Source organism: Streptomyces sp. NPDC024555 (assembly GCF_055559335.1).
In genome coordinates this window covers 376,303-391,046 of the sequence record NZ_JBVHKV010000005.1, presented here as the reverse complement: position 1 = coordinate 391,046, position 14,744 = coordinate 376,303, and the positions used below count along the sequence as shown (strand labels likewise).

Genomic DNA, 14,744 nt, shown 5'->3' with positions numbered 1-14,744 from the left:
GTCCTGCTACCTCTTGTCACTGGTCATATGGCGCATCAGGACCTCCTGGGTGGCCTGGGCGCGCGGGACTTCGCCGGTGAGCCGGCCGGCCGCCATGGTGTAGATCCGGTCGCACATGCCGAGGAGTTCGGGCAGCTCGGAGGAGATGAGGACGACGGCCCGGCCCTCGGCGGCGAGCCGGTCGATGACGGTGTAGATCTCGTACTTGGCGCCGATGTCGATGCCGCGGGTGGGTTCGTCGAGCAGGAGGACGTCGGGGCCCGCGAAGATCCACCGGCTGAGCACGACCTTCTGCTGGTTCCCGCCGGAGAGGCGCCCGGTCTGTTCGAAGACACTGGGCGTCTTGATGTTCATCGCGGTCCGGTAGGACTCGGCGACGCGGGTCTCCTCGTGCTCGTCGACGATTCCGCGGCGGGCGACCTTGCCGAGGGCGCCGAGGCTGATGTTGCGGCTGATGGTGTCGATGAGGTTCAGGCCGTAGTGCTTGCGGTCCTCGGTGACGTACGCGATCTTGTGGCGGACGGCCTCGGCCACGGTGCGGGTGCGGATCTCGCGGCCGTCCTTGAGGACCGTTCCGCTGATGTCCGTGCCGTAGCTGCGGCCGAAGACGCTCATGGCGAGTTCGGTGCGTCCGGCGCCCATCAGTCCGGCGATGCCGACGATCTCGCCCCGGCCGGCCCGCAGCGACACCCCGTCGACGACCTTGCGGTGCCGGTCGATCGGGTGGTGGACGGTCCAGTCGCGGATCTCCAGGGCGGGGTGGGCGTCGGGGTCGCCCTCGTACGGGGTGCGCGGCGGGAAGCGGTGGTCGAGGTCGCGGCCGACCATGCCCCGGATGATGCGGTCCTCGGTCGCCGCGCCGGCGTGGGCGTCGAGCGTCTCGACGGTCCGGCCGTCGCGCAGCACGGTGACCGAGTCGGCGACGGCGGTGATCTCGCCGAGCTTGTGCGAGATGATGATCGAGGAGATGCCCTGGTCCTTCAGTTCGCGGATGAGGGCGAGGAGATGGGCGCTGTCCTCGTCGTTGAGGGCGGCGGTCGGCTCGTCGAGGATGAGCAGTTCCACCTTCTTGGACAGGGCCTTGGCGATCTCGACGAGCTGCTGTTTGCCGACGCCGATGTCCGCGACCCTGGTCTGCGGGTGCTCCCTGAGGCCGACGCGCTTCAGCAGGGCGGCGGCGTGGCGCAGGGTCTCGTTCCAGTCGACGAAGCCGCGGGAGGCGTGCTCGTTGCCGAGGAAGATGTTCTCGGCGAGGGAGAGGTAGGGGATCAGGGCGAGTTCCTGATGGATGATCACGATGCCGCGCGCCTCGCTCGCCCGGATGTCGCGGAAGGCGCAGTCCTCGCCGTCGAAGCGGATCTCGCCCTCGTAGCTGCCGTGCGGGTGCACGCCGCTGAGGATCTTCATCAGGGTCGACTTCCCGGCGCCGTTCTCCCCGCAGACGGCGTGGATCTCGCCCCGGGCGACGGTCAGCGAGACGTCGGCGAGGGCGGTCACGCCGGGGAAGGTCTTGACGATGGACCGCATCTCCAGGATCGGCGCGGCGGCCACCGGTTCGGCCGTCGTGGCGGTCATCGCAGGTCGCTCTCCTTGAGGTAGCCGGAATCGACGAGTTCGGCGCGGTAGTTGCTCTTGTCGACGCTCACCGGGTCGAGCAGGAACGAGGGGACGACCTTCTTCTCGTTGTCGTACGTGGTGGTGTCGTTGACCTCGGGCTTCTTGTCGTTGAGTACGGCGTCGGCCATCTGGACCGCCTGTTTGGCCAGGGCCCGGGTGTCCTTGTAGACGGTCTGCGTCTGCTGCCCCGCGATGATCGACTTCACGGATGCGATCTCGGCGTCCTGGCCGGTGACGACGGGGTACGGCTTGGCCGCGGTGCCGTAGCCGTCCGACTTGAGGGCCGAGATGACGCCGATCGAGATGCCGTCGTACGGCGAGAGCACCGCGTCGACGTCCGCCGAGGAGTAGGCACTCGTCAGCAGGTCGTCCATGCGCTTCTGGGCGGTGCCGCCGTCCCAGCGCAGGGTGGTGATCTGGTCGAGCTTCGTCTGCTTGCTGCGGACGACCAGCTGCTTCTTGTCGAGGTAGGGCTTGAGGGTCTTCCAGGCGCCCTCGAAGAAGTAGCGCGTGTTGTTGTCGTCCGGGGAGCCGGCGAACAGCTCGATGTTGAACGGGCCCTTCGCGGTGCCGGATTCGAGTCCGAGCCGGTCGAGGATGTAGCCGGCCTGGAGCTCGCCGACCTTCTCGTTGTCGAAGGAGGCGTAGTAGTCGACGTCGGGGCTGCCGAGGATGAGGCGGTCGTAGGCGATGACCCTGATGCCCTGCTCCCCCGCCTGGCGCAGGACGTCGCCGAGGGCGCGTCCGTCGATGGCGGCGATCACCAGGACGTCCACGCCCTTGGTGATCATGTTCTCGATCTGGGAGACCTGCTGGTCGACGTCGTCCTCGCCGTACTGCAGATCGGTCTTGTACCCGAGCTTGTGGAATTCGGCGGCCATGTTGCGGCCGTCGGCTATCCAGCGTTCCGAGGACTTGGTCGGCATGGCGATCCCGATGGTGGAGCCCTTGCCCCCGGACTTCTCCGCCTTGCTGCCGCCGTCGCTGTTCTGGCCGCAGGCGGCGAGGGACGCGCAGAGGGCGAGGGCGGTGAGGACCGTGGCGGTCCGTGCGGGGAGCGCGGTGGGGACGGTACGTGAGGAGCTGCGCATGGTCGATCCTCCGGTGCGGGGGCGGCGGCCGGTCGGACCGCGCTGCCCTCATCGATGGTTCGGTATATCGGACACGGTTCGGGAAACGTGGCGCACGGAGGCATGCGGGAGGCCGCCCCATCGACGGCATCACCCCTGCGCACCAGGACTGCGAAGCGGTGCTGTTCGAGATTTCGTCATGCGTTCGAAATGTGGGCGTGACGGTAGTGAGCGGCCGGGGAGACTGTCAATGGGGCGGGCGCGGAGCGCGTGCTCAGCCGGCCTGGCCGATCGCGCCGCGCAGCATCGCGACGGTGGTCGCGGCCGCGGCGCGCTCCGCCGGATCGTCGGTGGCCCGCACCCGCTCCTCCAGCAGCACGACGGCCGCCTGGAGCACTCCCACCCGGACCGGAACGCTCTGCATGGCGGTCAGCACGGCCGCGGCCTGCTCGGCGGGGGTCGCGGACGCCGACTGCGGGATGAGGGTGGTGATCCCGCGCCCGAGGGCGCGGTCACGGGACGGCTGGGCCGAGGGACTGGTCATCGCAGAAGTCTCCCGCACCGAACGGCCGGATACCGTCAGCGACCTGCCCGTCGCACCGCCTCGCCCCGCTGGACGTGGTCGTGGACGCGCTTCAACAGGCGGGCCAGCTGCGTCCGTTCACGGGCGTTCAGCGGGGCGAGGACGTCCTCCTGGATCTCCGAGGCCTCGGCCAGGAGGTGTTCGAGCACCTCCCGGCCCGCCGGGCTCACGGTGACGGTCATCCGTCGCCGGTCGGCGGTGTCCCGCGCCCGCTCCACCAGCCCGTGCGCGCCGAGGTCGTCGACGAGGCTCACCATGTCGCCCCGGTCGATCGACAGCCGCGACGCCAGCTCCCGTTGCGCGTGCGGCCCGAAGTCGCAGAGCGCGGCCAGCACCGCCATGTGCCGCAGCCGCAGCCCCCGTTCGGCCAGCCGCTTCGCGAGCCGGGTCCGGGCCGCCCTTCCGGTCCGGGACATCAGATAGGTGGTGTGCTCCAGAAGGCTGGGCGGCGTCGCGTCGTCGTTCACCCGTCGATCGTAGGCGTACGCCCGTACGGGAGAGACGCCCGGTACACGGGCGGTGGGCCGCTCACGCCGGGGCGCCGCGCAGGTCGAAGACGAGGCGGCCCGGCACCTTGCCGCCGAGCACCTCGTCGATCGAGGCGTTGATGTCGGAGAGGTCGCGGCTCTCGCGCACCACGCGGGTGCGGCCCAGGCTGTGCAGGCGGAAGACCTCGGCCAGGTCCTCGCGGGTACCGACGATGGAGCCGAGGATCTTCGTGCCGTTCAGCACGGTGTCGAAGACCGGGATCTCCAGCTTGCCCTCGGCGGGCAGCGCCACGAGGACGAGGGTGCCGCCGCGTCGCAGCGAGGCGTACGCGGCCTCGAAGGACGCGTTGCTCACCGCGAGCGAGATCGCCGCGTCGGCCCCGCCGAGCCGCCGGGTCTCCTCCGCCACGTCCTGGACGCGGGCGTCGATGACGTGGTCGGCGCCCAGCTCCCGGGCGAGGGCCAGCTTCTCGTCGGTGACGTCGACCGCGATGGTCTCGGCACCGAAGATCCGCGCGTACTGCAGGGCCAGATGCCCCAGACCGCCGATGCCGGAGACCAGCGCCCTGGTCCCGGGGCGCGCCCCAGAGAGCTTGACCGCCTTGTACGTGGTGACGCCCGCGCAGGTCAGCGGTGCCGCGTCCAGCGGGTCGATGCCGTCGGGCACCGGCACCACGTACGTCCCGTGGGCGAGGGCGTACTCGGCATGGCTTCCGTCGACCGAGTAGCCGCTGTTCTGCTGCTGGAGGCAGAGCGTCTCCCAGCCGGACACGCAGTGGTCGCAGTGCCCGCACGCCTCACCGAGCCAGGGAATGGCCACCCGGTCCCCCACCGCGAGATGGGCGACCTGGTCGCCGGCCGCCTCCACGATGCCGATGCCCTCGTGGCCGGGGACGAACGGCGGGGACGGCTTGACCGGCCAGTCGCCGTGCGCCGCGTGGATGTCCGTGTGGCACAGCCCGGAGGCCTCCATCCGGACGAGGACCTGGTGCCCGGCGGGGGTGGGGACCGGCCGGTCCTCGACGACCACCGGTTCGGTGAAGCTGCGGACAACGGCGGCTCTCATGGGGATTCTCCTCCGCTTCGATGCGCGCGCCCGGTCCGGCCCGCCGCTCACGGCAGTGGGGCGCACAAGCCTCGAAACAGACTATTTCGGATGGCCGGTTCCTGCCCCTTCTCCCGGAACCGGCCGGCCCCCACCGCCGTCCGGCCGGTCGGCCCCCTCCCCTATCCCCGGGAGGCCCAGACCCGCATCGCCTCGCGGGAGGAGAAGTCCGCGACATCCTTGTCCAGCGGTTGATCGGTGTACTGGTGGATCCGCCACGGCGCCTTGATGCGCGGCTCGCCAGGCGTGACGTAGTCGGCGATCCAGAGGCCGTCACCGGCGTACGAGGTGGTGTCGTGATTCAGCCAGAAATAGCGATTGCAGTACAGAAGGACCCGGTGGCCCGGCCGCAGACGTTTCACCGTCCGGATGAAGCTGTCCTTCTCGGCGTTGCTCGCACGCGTCCCCTCGCCGTTCTCCTCCCAGTCGACGGCGAGGAGTTCCCCCTCCTTCTCCGGGGCCTTGCTCAGGAAGTATTCCGCCTGCGCGGTGATATTCCCGGGCCACAGGAAATGGTAGAAGCCGACCACGCATTCGGCGTCACGGGCCCGTTTCGTCTGCTCGGCAAGCCGGGGGTTCACGTACGAGCGCCCCTCGGTGGCCTTGATGAGGACGAAGTCCACGCCGTCCCCGTCGAAGGACGACTGATACGCGCTGACATCGACTCCGTGCAGCATGGGGACCTCCTTCACAGTTGGTTCACCTGGTTCCGTTTCCCTGTCCTGTTACGTGCCCGCCGGGCGGGGAGCCCATCCGTGCGGCGCGCCGGGAAATCGGCCGGCGCCCTTCGGAATAGCTTTCGACGGACATCAGTTGGTGAACCGTCGAGACCCGTTCACGTACCGCTTCGCACCATCGAAAGGTCGGATCCATGAAGATCGGCATCATCGGGGCAGGGAATATCGGCGGCAATCTCACGCGCCGTCTCACGGCGCTCGGCCATGAGGTGTCCGTCGCCAACTCGCGCGGTCCCGAGACGCTCGCGGCCCTGGCCGAGGAGACCGGGGCCAGGGCGGTTCCCGCGTCCGAGGCCGCGCGGGGCGCCCAGGTCGTCGTCGTGACCGTGCCCCTCAAGGCGGTCCCCGCGCTGCCTTCCGGATTCCTCGACGAAGCGGCCGGCGACGTCGCGGTGATCGACACCGGGAACTACTATCCGCGCGAGCGCGACGGGCGCATCGGGGCGATCGAGGACGGGCTGCCGGAGAGCCTGTGGACGCAGCAGCAGATCGGGCACCCGGTCGTCAAGGCGTTCAACGGGACGTACGCGCAGGACATCCTCGACAACGGTACGCCCGGCGGCACCCCCGGCAGGCAGGCGCTGCCCGTGGCGGGGGACGACGCGGCGGCCAAGCGCAGGGTGCGCGAGCTGATCGACGAGCTGGGCTTCGACACGGTCGACGCGGGCGGGCTCGACACGTCGTGGCGCCAGCAGCCGGGGACGCCGGTGTACGGCAACCGGGGCGATGCCGCCACGATCGAGAAGGCCCTGGCCTCCGCGTCCCCCGAGCGCACCGCCGACTGGCGGGCCTGACCCGCGTCGGGCTCGTGGGCGGCGGATCTCCCCCGCCGCCCACGGGGCCCGGGACGGGGTCCCCGGGCGCCCTCGTGTCCGACGCGCCGCCGCTCAGTCGTCGAAGCCGGTGCCGCGGCTGACCTTCTCCCAGGCCAGTACCTCGTTGCGGGAGGACTCCAGGCTCGCGAGGACCGCGTCGGTGGCGTCGTTCCCGAGCGGCAGCCGGAGCGGGGTGTCCTCGGCGGCGAGCGCGGTCAGGATCGCGGCGGCCGCCTTGTCCGGGTCGCCGTCCTGCTTCCCGTCGGAGTCCGGGAGGCCGGTGCGGACCGGGCCCACGGTCTGCTCGTACGCCGGAAGGGCCGGCGACTGCCGGAGGGCGCCGCCCCCGGCGAAGCCCGTACGGAACGAACCGGGCTCGACGATCAGGACCTTGATCCCGTGCGGGGCCACCTCGGCGGCCAGCGCCTCCGACAGGCCCTCCAGGGCGAACTTGGTGGCCGAATAGCCGCCGACGCCCGGGAAGGTGAACCGGCCGCCCATGCTGCTCATCTGGACCACGGCGCCGGATCCGGCCCGCCGCATGTGCGGCAGCACGGCGCGCACCAGCGCGGCGGGGCCGAAGAAGTGCAGGTCCATCAGTTCGCGCAGCTCGCGGTCGCTCGTCTCCTCCACGGCGCCGACCAGCCCCATGCCGGCGTTGTTGACGACCACGTCGATCCGGCCGTACCAGAGCACGGTGTCCGCGACGACCGCCGCGATGCGCGCGGTGTCCGTGACGTCGAGCTGTACGGCGACGGCGCGGTCGGGATGCGCGGCCACCAGGTCCTCCAGGACGTCCGGCCTGCGCGCCGTGGCGACGACGGTGTCGCCCGCCGCGAGCGCGGCCTCGGCGATGGCCCGTCCGAAGCCGGACGAGGCTCCGGTGATCAGCCAGACCCTGCCCGTGGCGTGGTCGCGGGCGGGGGTGGCGGATGCGTTGTTCATGTCCAACTCCATTGATCGTCTTGGCGGTTGCGATGACTCAGTTATGTCATCCGGACTCCGGAGCGGTCCAAGACAAGGACCCGCACAAGCGATAAACGCGCCTTATGATCGCTGGATGGAGCTGCGCCAGTTGCACTATCTGACGGTGATCGCCGAGGAGGGGAACCTCGGCCGGGCGGCCCGGCGCCTCTTCGTGAGCCAGCCCGCCCTGTCGTACGCGCTCAAGAGCCTGGAGACGGAGCTCGGCGTGCGGCTCTTCGACCGTCACGCCGGCGGGGTGACGGCGACGGCCGCGGGGCGCGAGGTGACCGCCGAGGCGCTGCTCACACTGCGGCAGTCCGAGCGGGTGACGGAGGCGGCGCGGCGCCATGTCCGGGGCGAGACGGGCGAGCTGCGGGTCGGCTTCGAGGCGAGCGGCGCGGGCGAGCTGACCACGCGGGCGCGGGCGGAGTTCGCCCGGCTCCATCCGGGAGTGCGGGTGGTGCCCAGGCGATACGACTGGGGCCAGGAGGCCGAGGCGGTGCGCGACGGCGGGGTCGACGTCGCGTTCGTCTGGCTCCCCAACGATCTGACCGGCCTCCACACCGAGCCGGTGCACACCGAACCGCGTGTGGTGGGCCTGCCCTCGGGACACGCCCTGGCCTCCCGTACCGGTGTCTCGGTCCTGGAGGTCGGCGACGAGCCGCTGCTGTGGACGCGCCGGGCACCGCGCGAGTGGGTGGACTGGTGGGCCGTCAACCCCCGGCCGGACGGGTCGAGTCCGGTCTGGGGGCCGACCAACGACAACGTGGAGGAGATGCTGGAGCAGGTCGCGGAGGGAGCCGCGATCTGCTTCGCCCCGCTGAGCATGACCCGGTACTACGCGCGCCCCGACCTCACCTGGGTGCCACTGACCGATGTGGAGCCGCTGCGTGTGGTCCTGGCCTGGGCGGAGGGCACGGACGACCCGCTGGTCCGTGGGTTCGCCCGGGTGGTGCGGGAACTGGCCGCGGCGGCGGTGCCGGCCGGGGAGGCCGGCACCTTCGGACGCTAGTGCCGCGACCGGCGAATCCGGTCGGGAGGGGCACTAGTCCGTGCCGTCGGGAGCCGGCGGGAGGCTGTCCATGAAGGAGCTGACGGAGAACACCGCGCGGCCCGCTCCGGGCGGCCCGTAGCCGGGGGGCGAGCTGAGGCCGAACTCCTCCATCGTGGCGCGGTAGGCGTCCAGCAGGCGGATGTGGTACTCCAGCGGCGCGCCGTCCGGATTGGTCTTCCCGAGCGGGGTCGTCGGCTCCGGGCACCAGGTCGTGAAGCGCGGGGTGATTCCGTGCGACATGAAGAACCGCAGACCCTCGGTGGTGGAGTCGATGGCCTCCTTCACCGTGGTGAAGCCGAAGGGCTCGGCCATCTCCACGCCGGCGACGAAGTTGGGGATGACGTTGCGGGCGCCGAAGACGTCGGCGGAGTCCAGGATGCGGCGGTGCCATTCGTCACGGCCGACGTAGCGCTCCTTGCCGGGGCAGTACAGCTCGAAGAGCCTGCGGTCCCACACCTCGTAGTTGGGGTGGTAGATCTGCACGCCGTAGTCGTGGAAGCGCTGGACGTCCGCCTTGGGCAGGGCCTGGGCGACGACCTTGCCGATCCAGCGGCCGGGGAAGCGCTCCTCGATGGCCTTGGCGTACTGGCCGTAGAAATCGGCTTCGTCGCGTCCGCCGATGTGGGAGGTGATCGCTCCGCCGGTGAGCGTGTAGGCGGTGGACGTCTTCGCCGTGTCGTAGCGGTCGATGATGGCCAGCGCCTCCAGGACCTCCTCTACGGGCTTCACACCGGTGTAGGGACGGCCCGCCGCCTTGTGCTGGCGCCAGTTGTGGTTGATGTCGCAGTACTGGCACTCCTCCTTGGCGCCGAAGTACTGGCAGACGCGGAAGACCGTCAGATAGACCAGGTAGCCCCACTGGATGGTGGGCGCGACCTCCATCACGGACTTGCCGTTCTCCAGGGTGTGCCGGTAGTAGTCCGGCATGGGCGGCAGGCCGACGTCGGAGATCCGGCGGCCGTCGAGGTAGAGCCCGAGCCTGCCCTCGGCGTCGGCGGCGACCCGGTACGGAGACGCCGGGTTGACGCGCACGGAGACGACGGTGCGCCGCAGCTCGTAGGGGCCGCCGGTGAGCACGATCTCCTCGGGCGGGCGGCGCAGCGCCGCCGCGCCCAGCTCGGGCAGGGTGCCGTGGTCGAAGGAGAAGATGAAGTAGGACTTGGGCTTGACGTCGCCGTCCTCGTTGTCGCTGAGCGCGGACTCGTCGAAGGCGAGGCCGCCGCGCAGCAGGTCCTCCTTGATGACGGCCTCGCGCGGCACGTGCGGGAACTGCTCCATGAGCCGCTCGACCAGGCGGGTGCGGCTCGTGTCACCGCCGCCGGGGGCGGTGCGGGAGGCGTCGGCTGGGGTGGGCATGTGCGGGGCTCCTCGGTCCGTTCGTCGAAAGGTGTTCCGGGTGCGCCGTCCTGTCCGACGAACGGCGGACGCGCCGCGTTCCCGGGCGGCCGGCGCCTCGTCAGCCCGTCCAGTGGGCGGGGCGGTCGAGCGCGTCGGCAAGTCGCGTGGCCCGGTCGCCGCGTGCGGCGTTGAGCTGGGACTGTGTCAGGAAGACCGCTCCGGTCAGGTCGGCGCCGGACAGGTCCGCGTCCCTGAGGTCGGCGCCGATGACGACGGAGAGCCGGAGATCGGCGCCGGAGAGGTCCGCCGCGATGAGGTAGGCACCGCGCAGATCGGCGCCGCGCAGGTCCGCGCCCTTCATCCGGGCACCGATGAGGTCGGCGCCGCGCAGGGCGCGCTTCTTCCTGCCCGGGGCGGTGGCGCGGACGAGGTCCCCGGCTCGGGCCAGCAGGGCGGCGACGCCGTCCCGGTGCGCGTCCACGTCCAGGTCCGCGAGGGCGTCCGCGTCGAGGCGGGTGAGGCGTTCCGTGGCGTCGAGCGCGTCGCGGATCTCGCGGCGCAGCGGGCGGGCCGGGGCCAGTTCGGCGGCCTCCGTGAGGTACCACAGGAGTTCGTGGAGCCGGCGCATCACCGGGAACACCTTGAACATCGCACCGGCGGTCTCGGGACGGGCGCGCCAGTCGTGTCCGCCGAAGGTCTCCCGGGAGGTCTTCTGTCCTGCGCCGAAGCAGTCGTACACGGTGCAGCCGGCGAAGCCCTCGCCGCGCAGCCGGGTGTGGACGGAGCAGCGGAAGTCGTCCTGGAGGTTGCGGCAGGGGGTCCCGGCGTCCTTGTCGACGGCGAAGTCCGCGGAGCGGGTGAGGGTGAGGGCGACGCAGCACAGGGCGAAGCAGTTCGCGCAGTCCGCCCGCAGGGCGGACCGGTCGACGGTCGCCGTGCGGCCGGCGGTGTCCGTGCGGCCGGCGGTGTCCGTGCGGCCGGCGGTGTCCGTGCGGCCGGCGGCGGGGGTGCGGGCGTCATGGGGCACGGTGTGGAAGTCCTCAGCTGTCCGGGAACACTGCTGGGCCGAGCCTACCCACGACCGGCGGGGCGGCCCGCGGCGCGGGTCGGGTGGGCACAGGCGCCGGGAGGGGTCCCCGACCGGACCGCCGCCGTCGTCGTGGCCCATGGACGCGCAGCATAATGATGGTACGTACATCTTTTTGGAGGTGGCCACCCCGTGGCGAACACACCGGTCGACACCCTTCCGGCCCGTCGGGTCCTCACCGATCCGGCGGGGCTGGTCCGCTACCAGCACGACGAGGCCGAGTGGGCCCCCTACGGGACTCCGGCTGCGGTGGTGCGACCGCAGAGCACCGAGGAGGTGCGGGACGTGGTGCGCCACTGCCTCGCGCACCGCATCCCGGTGGTGCCGCGCGGGGCCGGGACCGGACTGTCCGGCGGGGCCAACGCCGTGGACGGGGCGGTCGTGCTGTCCTTCGAGGACATGGACCGGATCCTCACGGTCGACCGCGCCGAGCGGCTGGCCGTGGTCCAGCCCGGTGTCGTCAACGACGACCTGAGGGCGGCGGCCGGCGAGCACGGGCTCTGGTACCCGCCGGATCCGGCCAGTTCCCCCTGGTCGACCATCGGCGGGAACGTGGCGACCAACGCCGGTGGCATGTGCTGCGTGAAGTACGGCGTGACCCGGGACTACGTGCTCGGTCTGGAGGTCGTCAACGGGCTCGGCGAGGTGGTGCGGCTCGGCCGGCGCACCGCGAAGGGCGTGGCGGGCTACGACCTGGCGGGGCTGATGGTGGGCTCCGAGGGCACGCTCGGCGTGATCACGGAGATCACCGTACGGCTCCGCCCCGCGCGGCTCCAGGAGCGCACCGTGGCGGGGTACTTCTCCTCGGTGGTGGCGGCGGGCGAGGCGGTCGGCGCGGTGACGGCGTCCGGGGTGATCCCCTCGGCGCTCGAACTGGTCGACCGGCACTGCCTCGCCGCCGTCGACGCCTGGAAGAAGATGGGCCTCTCGGCCGATGCCGACGTGGTGCTGCTGGGCCGCGTGGACACCCCCGGGGCCGAGGGGGACGCCGAGGCCGAGCAGGTCCGCGCCTGCTTCGAGCGTGCCGGGGCGACCTGGGCGGCGGTCTCCACCGACCAGCAGGAGGCGGACGCCCTGTTCCAGGCACGCCGGCTGGCCTACCCGGCACTCGAACGGCTCGGTCCGGTCCTCACCGAGGACGTCTGCGTCCCGATGACCGCGGTCCCGGAGATGCTGGCCCGCATCGAACGGACGGCCGCCCGCCACGACATCCTCGTCGCCAACATCGCGCACGCGGGCGACGGCAACCTTCATCCGCTGATCATCACCCCGCCGGGTGACGAGGCGGCCCGCACCCGCGCGCAGGCGGCCTTCGAGGACATCCTGGACGACGCGATCTCACTGGGCGGCACGGTCACCGGCGAACACGGCGTGGGACTGCTCAAGATGCGCGGCATGGACAAGGAACTGGGCCCGGCCGTGCTGGCGATGCACCACGCGGTGAAGGCGGCACTCGATCCGCACGGCATCCTCAACCCCGGCAAGGTCCTGGGCGTCTGACCCGGTCTCCCGAGGCCGTTCCGGGCCCGCTTGTCAGTGGTGCGGCGCACACTGGCGGCAGTGCCGCCCGGGGAAGGGGAACAGGGATGAACGGCGAGGAGGCCGGCGGTTTCGAGCCCGCCACCGGGGCGGGCGCGCCGCCCGAGGAGCCGGCGGAGGCGCGCGCGGCCTCGGTGCGCGCCGCGTGGGCCGGGCTGCTCCAGATCCGGCGCCTGACGAACGGTCCGGGCGGGGCGGCGGAGTCGGTGCCGGCCGACTGGGAGCGGCACCGCCCGGTGCGGGCCGTCGCCCTCGCGCTGGAGGCGTCGGGGCTTCCCGCGTCGGCCGTCGACGCCTCGGGGCGGCGGACCGCGACGGGCTGTCAGGTGACGGACGGTCCGTCACCGGGCACCGCGCGGGTGGAGTGGCTGGGCCCGCCGGGCAGTGGCGCCGCCCATGAGGAGGAGGCCGAACTGGCCCGGTGCGTGGCGGCGCTGCGGGAGTGCGGCTGGACCGCGCTGCTGTACCGGGGGCCGCGCCGGCGGCGCTTCCTGGAGGTGGAGCCGGCCGGCCCCCCTCGGCGCTGATCCGCCCGCCGGACCGTGCGCCGGACAGCCGACAGGAGGCGCGTCGCGGCGCGGGTCGGGGACCGTTGTCAGACCCGTGGGGGATGCTGGTGGGTCCGACACCTCTGACGGGGAGATGCTGAGATGCGCAACCACGAACGCGCCGCGGCGCAGGCCTACGTCCGTTTACTGGAGGCGACGAGGGCGGCGCTCGCCGATCCCGACGAGGCCCCGCTCTACATGCCCCTGCTCGCCTCTCCCATCGAGGAGGCCGACGGCGCGCTGCGCCGGGCGGGGCTCTCGGGCAACGAGGCCCATTTCTTCGCGCTCGTGAGCGCGGTGCGGTCCGGCGTTCCCGACGCGGAGCGCTGAACGGCCCGGGTGCCGGGGCCGTTCAGCGGCCCTTCGGCCCCGTTTCGGGGTGAATTGATTCAACCGGCATGAAGACCCGTCCACTTCTTGACTAGTGAGCGTGGCCCTACCTAGCGTACGTTGCGATGAAACGATTCACATCATGTCGACGGTCATGATCGTCGGGATGACCTGCCTACGAGGTGTTCATGTCTGAGGTGTCGGCCGTCAAGGCAGCCCTGAAGTCCCAGGTGATCGAGACCCCGTCGTGGGGGTACGGGAATTCCGGGACGCGCTTCAAGGTGTTCGCGCAGCCCGGGGTGCCGCGCGACCCGTTCGAGAAGATGGAGGACGCCGCGCAGGTCCACGCGTTCACCGGAGTCGCACCGAAGGTGTCGCTGCACATTCCCTGGGACAAGGTCGCGGACTACGCCGCCCTGGGCCGCCACGCCGAGGCGCTGGGGGTGCGCATCGGCGCCATCAACTCCAATGTCTTCCAGGACGACGACTACAAGCTCGGCTCGGTCACCCATCCCGACGCGGCGGTCCGGCGCAAGGCCGTCGGCCATCTGCTGGAGTGCGTCGACATCATGGACGAGACCGGTTCGCCCGATCTCAAGCTGTGGTTCTCCGACGGCACGAACTACCCCGGGCAGGATGACATCGTTGCCCGTCAGGACCGGCTGGCCGAGGCGCTGGCGGAGGTGTACGCGCGACTGGGCGCCGATCAGCGGATGCTCCTGGAGTACAAGCTGTTCGAGCCGGCCTTCTACACGACGGACGTCCCCGACTGGGGCACGGCGTACGCGCACTGTCTCAAGCTCGGCCCGAAGGCGCAGGTCGTGGTGGACACCGGGCACCACGCGCCGGGCACCAACATCGAGTTCATCGTGGCCCTGCTGCTGCGCGAAGGGCGGCTCGGCGCCTTCGACTTCAACTCGCGGTTCTACGCGGACGACGACCTCATGGTCGGGGCGGCCGACCCGTTCCAGCTCTTCCGGATCATGCACGAGGTCGTGAAGAACGGCGGCCTGCGGCCCGAGACGAACGTCAACTTCATGCTCGACCAGTGCCACAACATCGAGGCGAAGATCCCCGCCGTGATCCGCTCGGTCGCCAATGTGCAGGAGGCGACGGCCAAGGCCCTGCTGGTGGACACCGGAGCGCTGGCCGCCGCGCAGTCGGCAGGCGACGTGCTGGCCGCCAACGCGGTCCTGATGGACGCCTACAACACCGATGTGCGTCCGCTGCTGGCCGAGGTCCGCGAGGAACTGGGGCTGGCCGCCGATCCGTTCGCCGCCTACCTCGCCTCCGGCAACCAGGAGCGCATCGCCGCCGCCCGCGTGGGCGGCACGCAGGCGGGCTGGGGAGCCTGACGCCCCGTTCCGCCCGCTCCCCCGGCCACCCGGCCGTCCCGGCGGTGAGGTCCGCACCACCCACCCCATCCGTCTCGCTCGTCCCGTTGTCCCCGTCCCGTTCTCCTCGTCC

Annotated in this window: 14 protein-coding genes and 1 pseudogene; 6 read left to right on the top strand and 9 right to left on the bottom strand. The window is 71.4% G+C overall.

All coding sequences use genetic code 11. The annotated features are described in order from the left end of the window. Positions 1-6: 6 nt before the first annotated feature. The 6 genes from mmsA to ACZ4FH_RS11315 form a co-directional block, all read right to left on the bottom strand. Positions 7-1,575 (bottom strand): multiple monosaccharide ABC transporter ATP-binding protein, encoded by a 1,569-nt coding sequence (gene mmsA, locus ACZ4FH_RS11340; RefSeq protein ID WP_467303967.1) that lies wholly within the window; start codon positions 1,573-1,575, stop codon positions 7-9. After that, entirely contained in the window at positions 1,572-2,708 is a 1,137-nt protein-coding gene (chvE, locus tag ACZ4FH_RS11335) for a multiple monosaccharide ABC transporter substrate-binding protein (protein WP_467303966.1), read from the bottom strand. The genes mmsA and chvE overlap by 4 nt, the downstream gene beginning before the upstream one ends. Positions 2,709-2,961: 253 nt before the next feature. After that, the gene (locus ACZ4FH_RS11330) at positions 2,962-3,231 is read right to left on the bottom strand and encodes a hypothetical protein (protein ID WP_383636287.1); all 270 of its coding nucleotides are present in this window, start codon (positions 3,229-3,231) and stop codon (positions 2,962-2,964) included. 35 nt (positions 3,232-3,266) lie between these two features. Continuing rightward, positions 3,267-3,737 carry a MarR family winged helix-turn-helix transcriptional regulator gene (locus ACZ4FH_RS11325; RefSeq protein WP_467303965.1) on the bottom strand — a complete coding sequence of 157 codons (471 nt, stop codon included), beginning with the start codon at positions 3,735-3,737 and terminating at the stop codon, positions 3,267-3,269. Positions 3,738-3,798: 61 nt separating this feature from the next. Beyond that, positions 3,799-4,824, bottom strand: coding sequence for an alcohol dehydrogenase AdhP (gene adhP, locus ACZ4FH_RS11320; RefSeq protein WP_467303964.1), 1,026 nt, complete (start codon positions 4,822-4,824; stop codon positions 3,799-3,801). Between the two features lie 161 nt (positions 4,825-4,985). Next, entirely contained in the window at positions 4,986-5,540 is a 555-nt protein-coding gene (locus tag ACZ4FH_RS11315; RefSeq protein ID WP_467303963.1) for a glycoside hydrolase family 25 protein, read from the bottom strand. 173 nt (positions 5,541-5,713) lie between these two features. On the opposite strand from ACZ4FH_RS11315, the pseudogene ACZ4FH_RS11310 reads away from it, so the two are divergent. Next, positions 5,714-6,394 (top strand): annotated as a pseudogene (locus tag ACZ4FH_RS11310) (NADPH-dependent F420 reductase); the annotation flags it as partial. A 93-nt stretch (positions 6,395-6,487) separates the two neighbouring features. Here the strand turns inward: ACZ4FH_RS11310 and ACZ4FH_RS11305 are convergent. After that, entirely contained in the window at positions 6,488-7,360 is an 873-nt protein-coding gene (locus tag ACZ4FH_RS11305) for an oxidoreductase (protein ID WP_467303961.1), read from the bottom strand. A 115-nt stretch (positions 7,361-7,475) separates the two neighbouring features. On the opposite strand from ACZ4FH_RS11305, the gene ACZ4FH_RS11300 reads away from it, so the two are divergent. After that, entirely contained in the window at positions 7,476-8,393 is a 918-nt protein-coding gene (locus ACZ4FH_RS11300) for a LysR family transcriptional regulator (protein ID WP_467303959.1), read from the top strand. 33 nt (positions 8,394-8,426) lie between these two features. On the opposite strand, the gene ACZ4FH_RS11295 is transcribed toward ACZ4FH_RS11300, so the two are convergent. Together ACZ4FH_RS11295 and ACZ4FH_RS11290 are read right to left on the bottom strand one after the other, a co-directional pair. Next, positions 8,427-9,791, bottom strand: coding sequence for a radical SAM protein (locus ACZ4FH_RS11295; RefSeq protein WP_467303958.1), 1,365 nt, complete (start codon positions 9,789-9,791; stop codon positions 8,427-8,429). A gap of 100 nt (positions 9,792-9,891) precedes the next feature. After that, the gene (locus ACZ4FH_RS11290) at positions 9,892-10,686 is read right to left on the bottom strand and encodes a pentapeptide repeat-containing protein (protein WP_467304033.1); all 795 of its coding nucleotides are present in this window, start codon (positions 10,684-10,686) and stop codon (positions 9,892-9,894) included. A gap of 306 nt (positions 10,687-10,992) precedes the next feature. Between ACZ4FH_RS11290 and ACZ4FH_RS11285 the strand changes: the two genes are divergently transcribed. The 4 genes from ACZ4FH_RS11285 (at position 10,993) to rhaI (ending at position 14,632) form a co-directional block, all read left to right on the top strand. Further along, positions 10,993-12,360 carry an FAD-binding oxidoreductase gene (locus tag ACZ4FH_RS11285; RefSeq protein WP_467303956.1) on the top strand — a complete coding sequence of 456 codons (1,368 nt, stop codon included), beginning with the start codon at positions 10,993-10,995 and terminating at the stop codon, positions 12,358-12,360. An 86-nt stretch (positions 12,361-12,446) separates the two neighbouring features. Next, positions 12,447-12,926 (top strand): hypothetical protein, encoded by a 480-nt coding sequence (locus tag ACZ4FH_RS11280; RefSeq protein WP_467303955.1) that lies wholly within the window; start codon positions 12,447-12,449, stop codon positions 12,924-12,926. 123 nt (positions 12,927-13,049) lie between these two features. Beyond that, positions 13,050-13,277 carry a hypothetical protein gene (locus tag ACZ4FH_RS11275; RefSeq protein ID WP_467303953.1) on the top strand — a complete coding sequence of 76 codons (228 nt, stop codon included), beginning with the start codon at positions 13,050-13,052 and terminating at the stop codon, positions 13,275-13,277. 188 nt (positions 13,278-13,465) lie between these two features. Further along, entirely contained in the window at positions 13,466-14,632 is a 1,167-nt protein-coding gene (gene rhaI / locus ACZ4FH_RS11270) for an L-rhamnose isomerase (protein WP_467303952.1), read from the top strand. Positions 14,633-14,744: the final 112 nt, after the last annotated feature.

Coding starts and splice junctions, on each gene's coding strand:
- adhP (WP_467303964.1), bottom strand. CDS start 4,824: ATGAGAGCCGCCGTTGTCCGCAGCTTCACCGAACCGGTGGTCGTCGAG.
- ACZ4FH_RS11295 (WP_467303958.1), bottom strand. CDS start 9,791: ATGCCCACCCCAGCCGACGCCTCCCGCACCGCCCCCGGCGGCGGTGAC.
- ACZ4FH_RS11330 (WP_383636287.1), bottom strand. CDS start 3,231: ATGACCAGTCCCTCGGCCCAGCCGTCCCGTGACCGCGCCCTCGGGCGC.
- mmsA (WP_467303967.1), bottom strand. CDS start 1,575: ATGACCGCCACGACGGCCGAACCGGTGGCCGCCGCGCCGATCCTGGAG.
- ACZ4FH_RS11300 (WP_467303959.1), top strand. CDS start 7,476: ATGGAGCTGCGCCAGTTGCACTATCTGACGGTGATCGCCGAGGAGGGG.
- ACZ4FH_RS11280 (WP_467303955.1), top strand. CDS start 12,447: ATGAACGGCGAGGAGGCCGGCGGTTTCGAGCCCGCCACCGGGGCGGGC.
- rhaI (WP_467303952.1), top strand. CDS start 13,466: ATGTCTGAGGTGTCGGCCGTCAAGGCAGCCCTGAAGTCCCAGGTGATC.
- chvE (WP_467303966.1), bottom strand. CDS start 2,708: ATGCGCAGCTCCTCACGTACCGTCCCCACCGCGCTCCCCGCACGGACC.
- ACZ4FH_RS11315 (WP_467303963.1), bottom strand. CDS start 5,540: ATGCTGCACGGAGTCGATGTCAGCGCGTATCAGTCGTCCTTCGACGGG.
- ACZ4FH_RS11305 (WP_467303961.1), bottom strand. CDS start 7,360: ATGAACAACGCATCCGCCACCCCCGCCCGCGACCACGCCACGGGCAGG.
- ACZ4FH_RS11275 (WP_467303953.1), top strand. CDS start 13,050: ATGCGCAACCACGAACGCGCCGCGGCGCAGGCCTACGTCCGTTTACTG.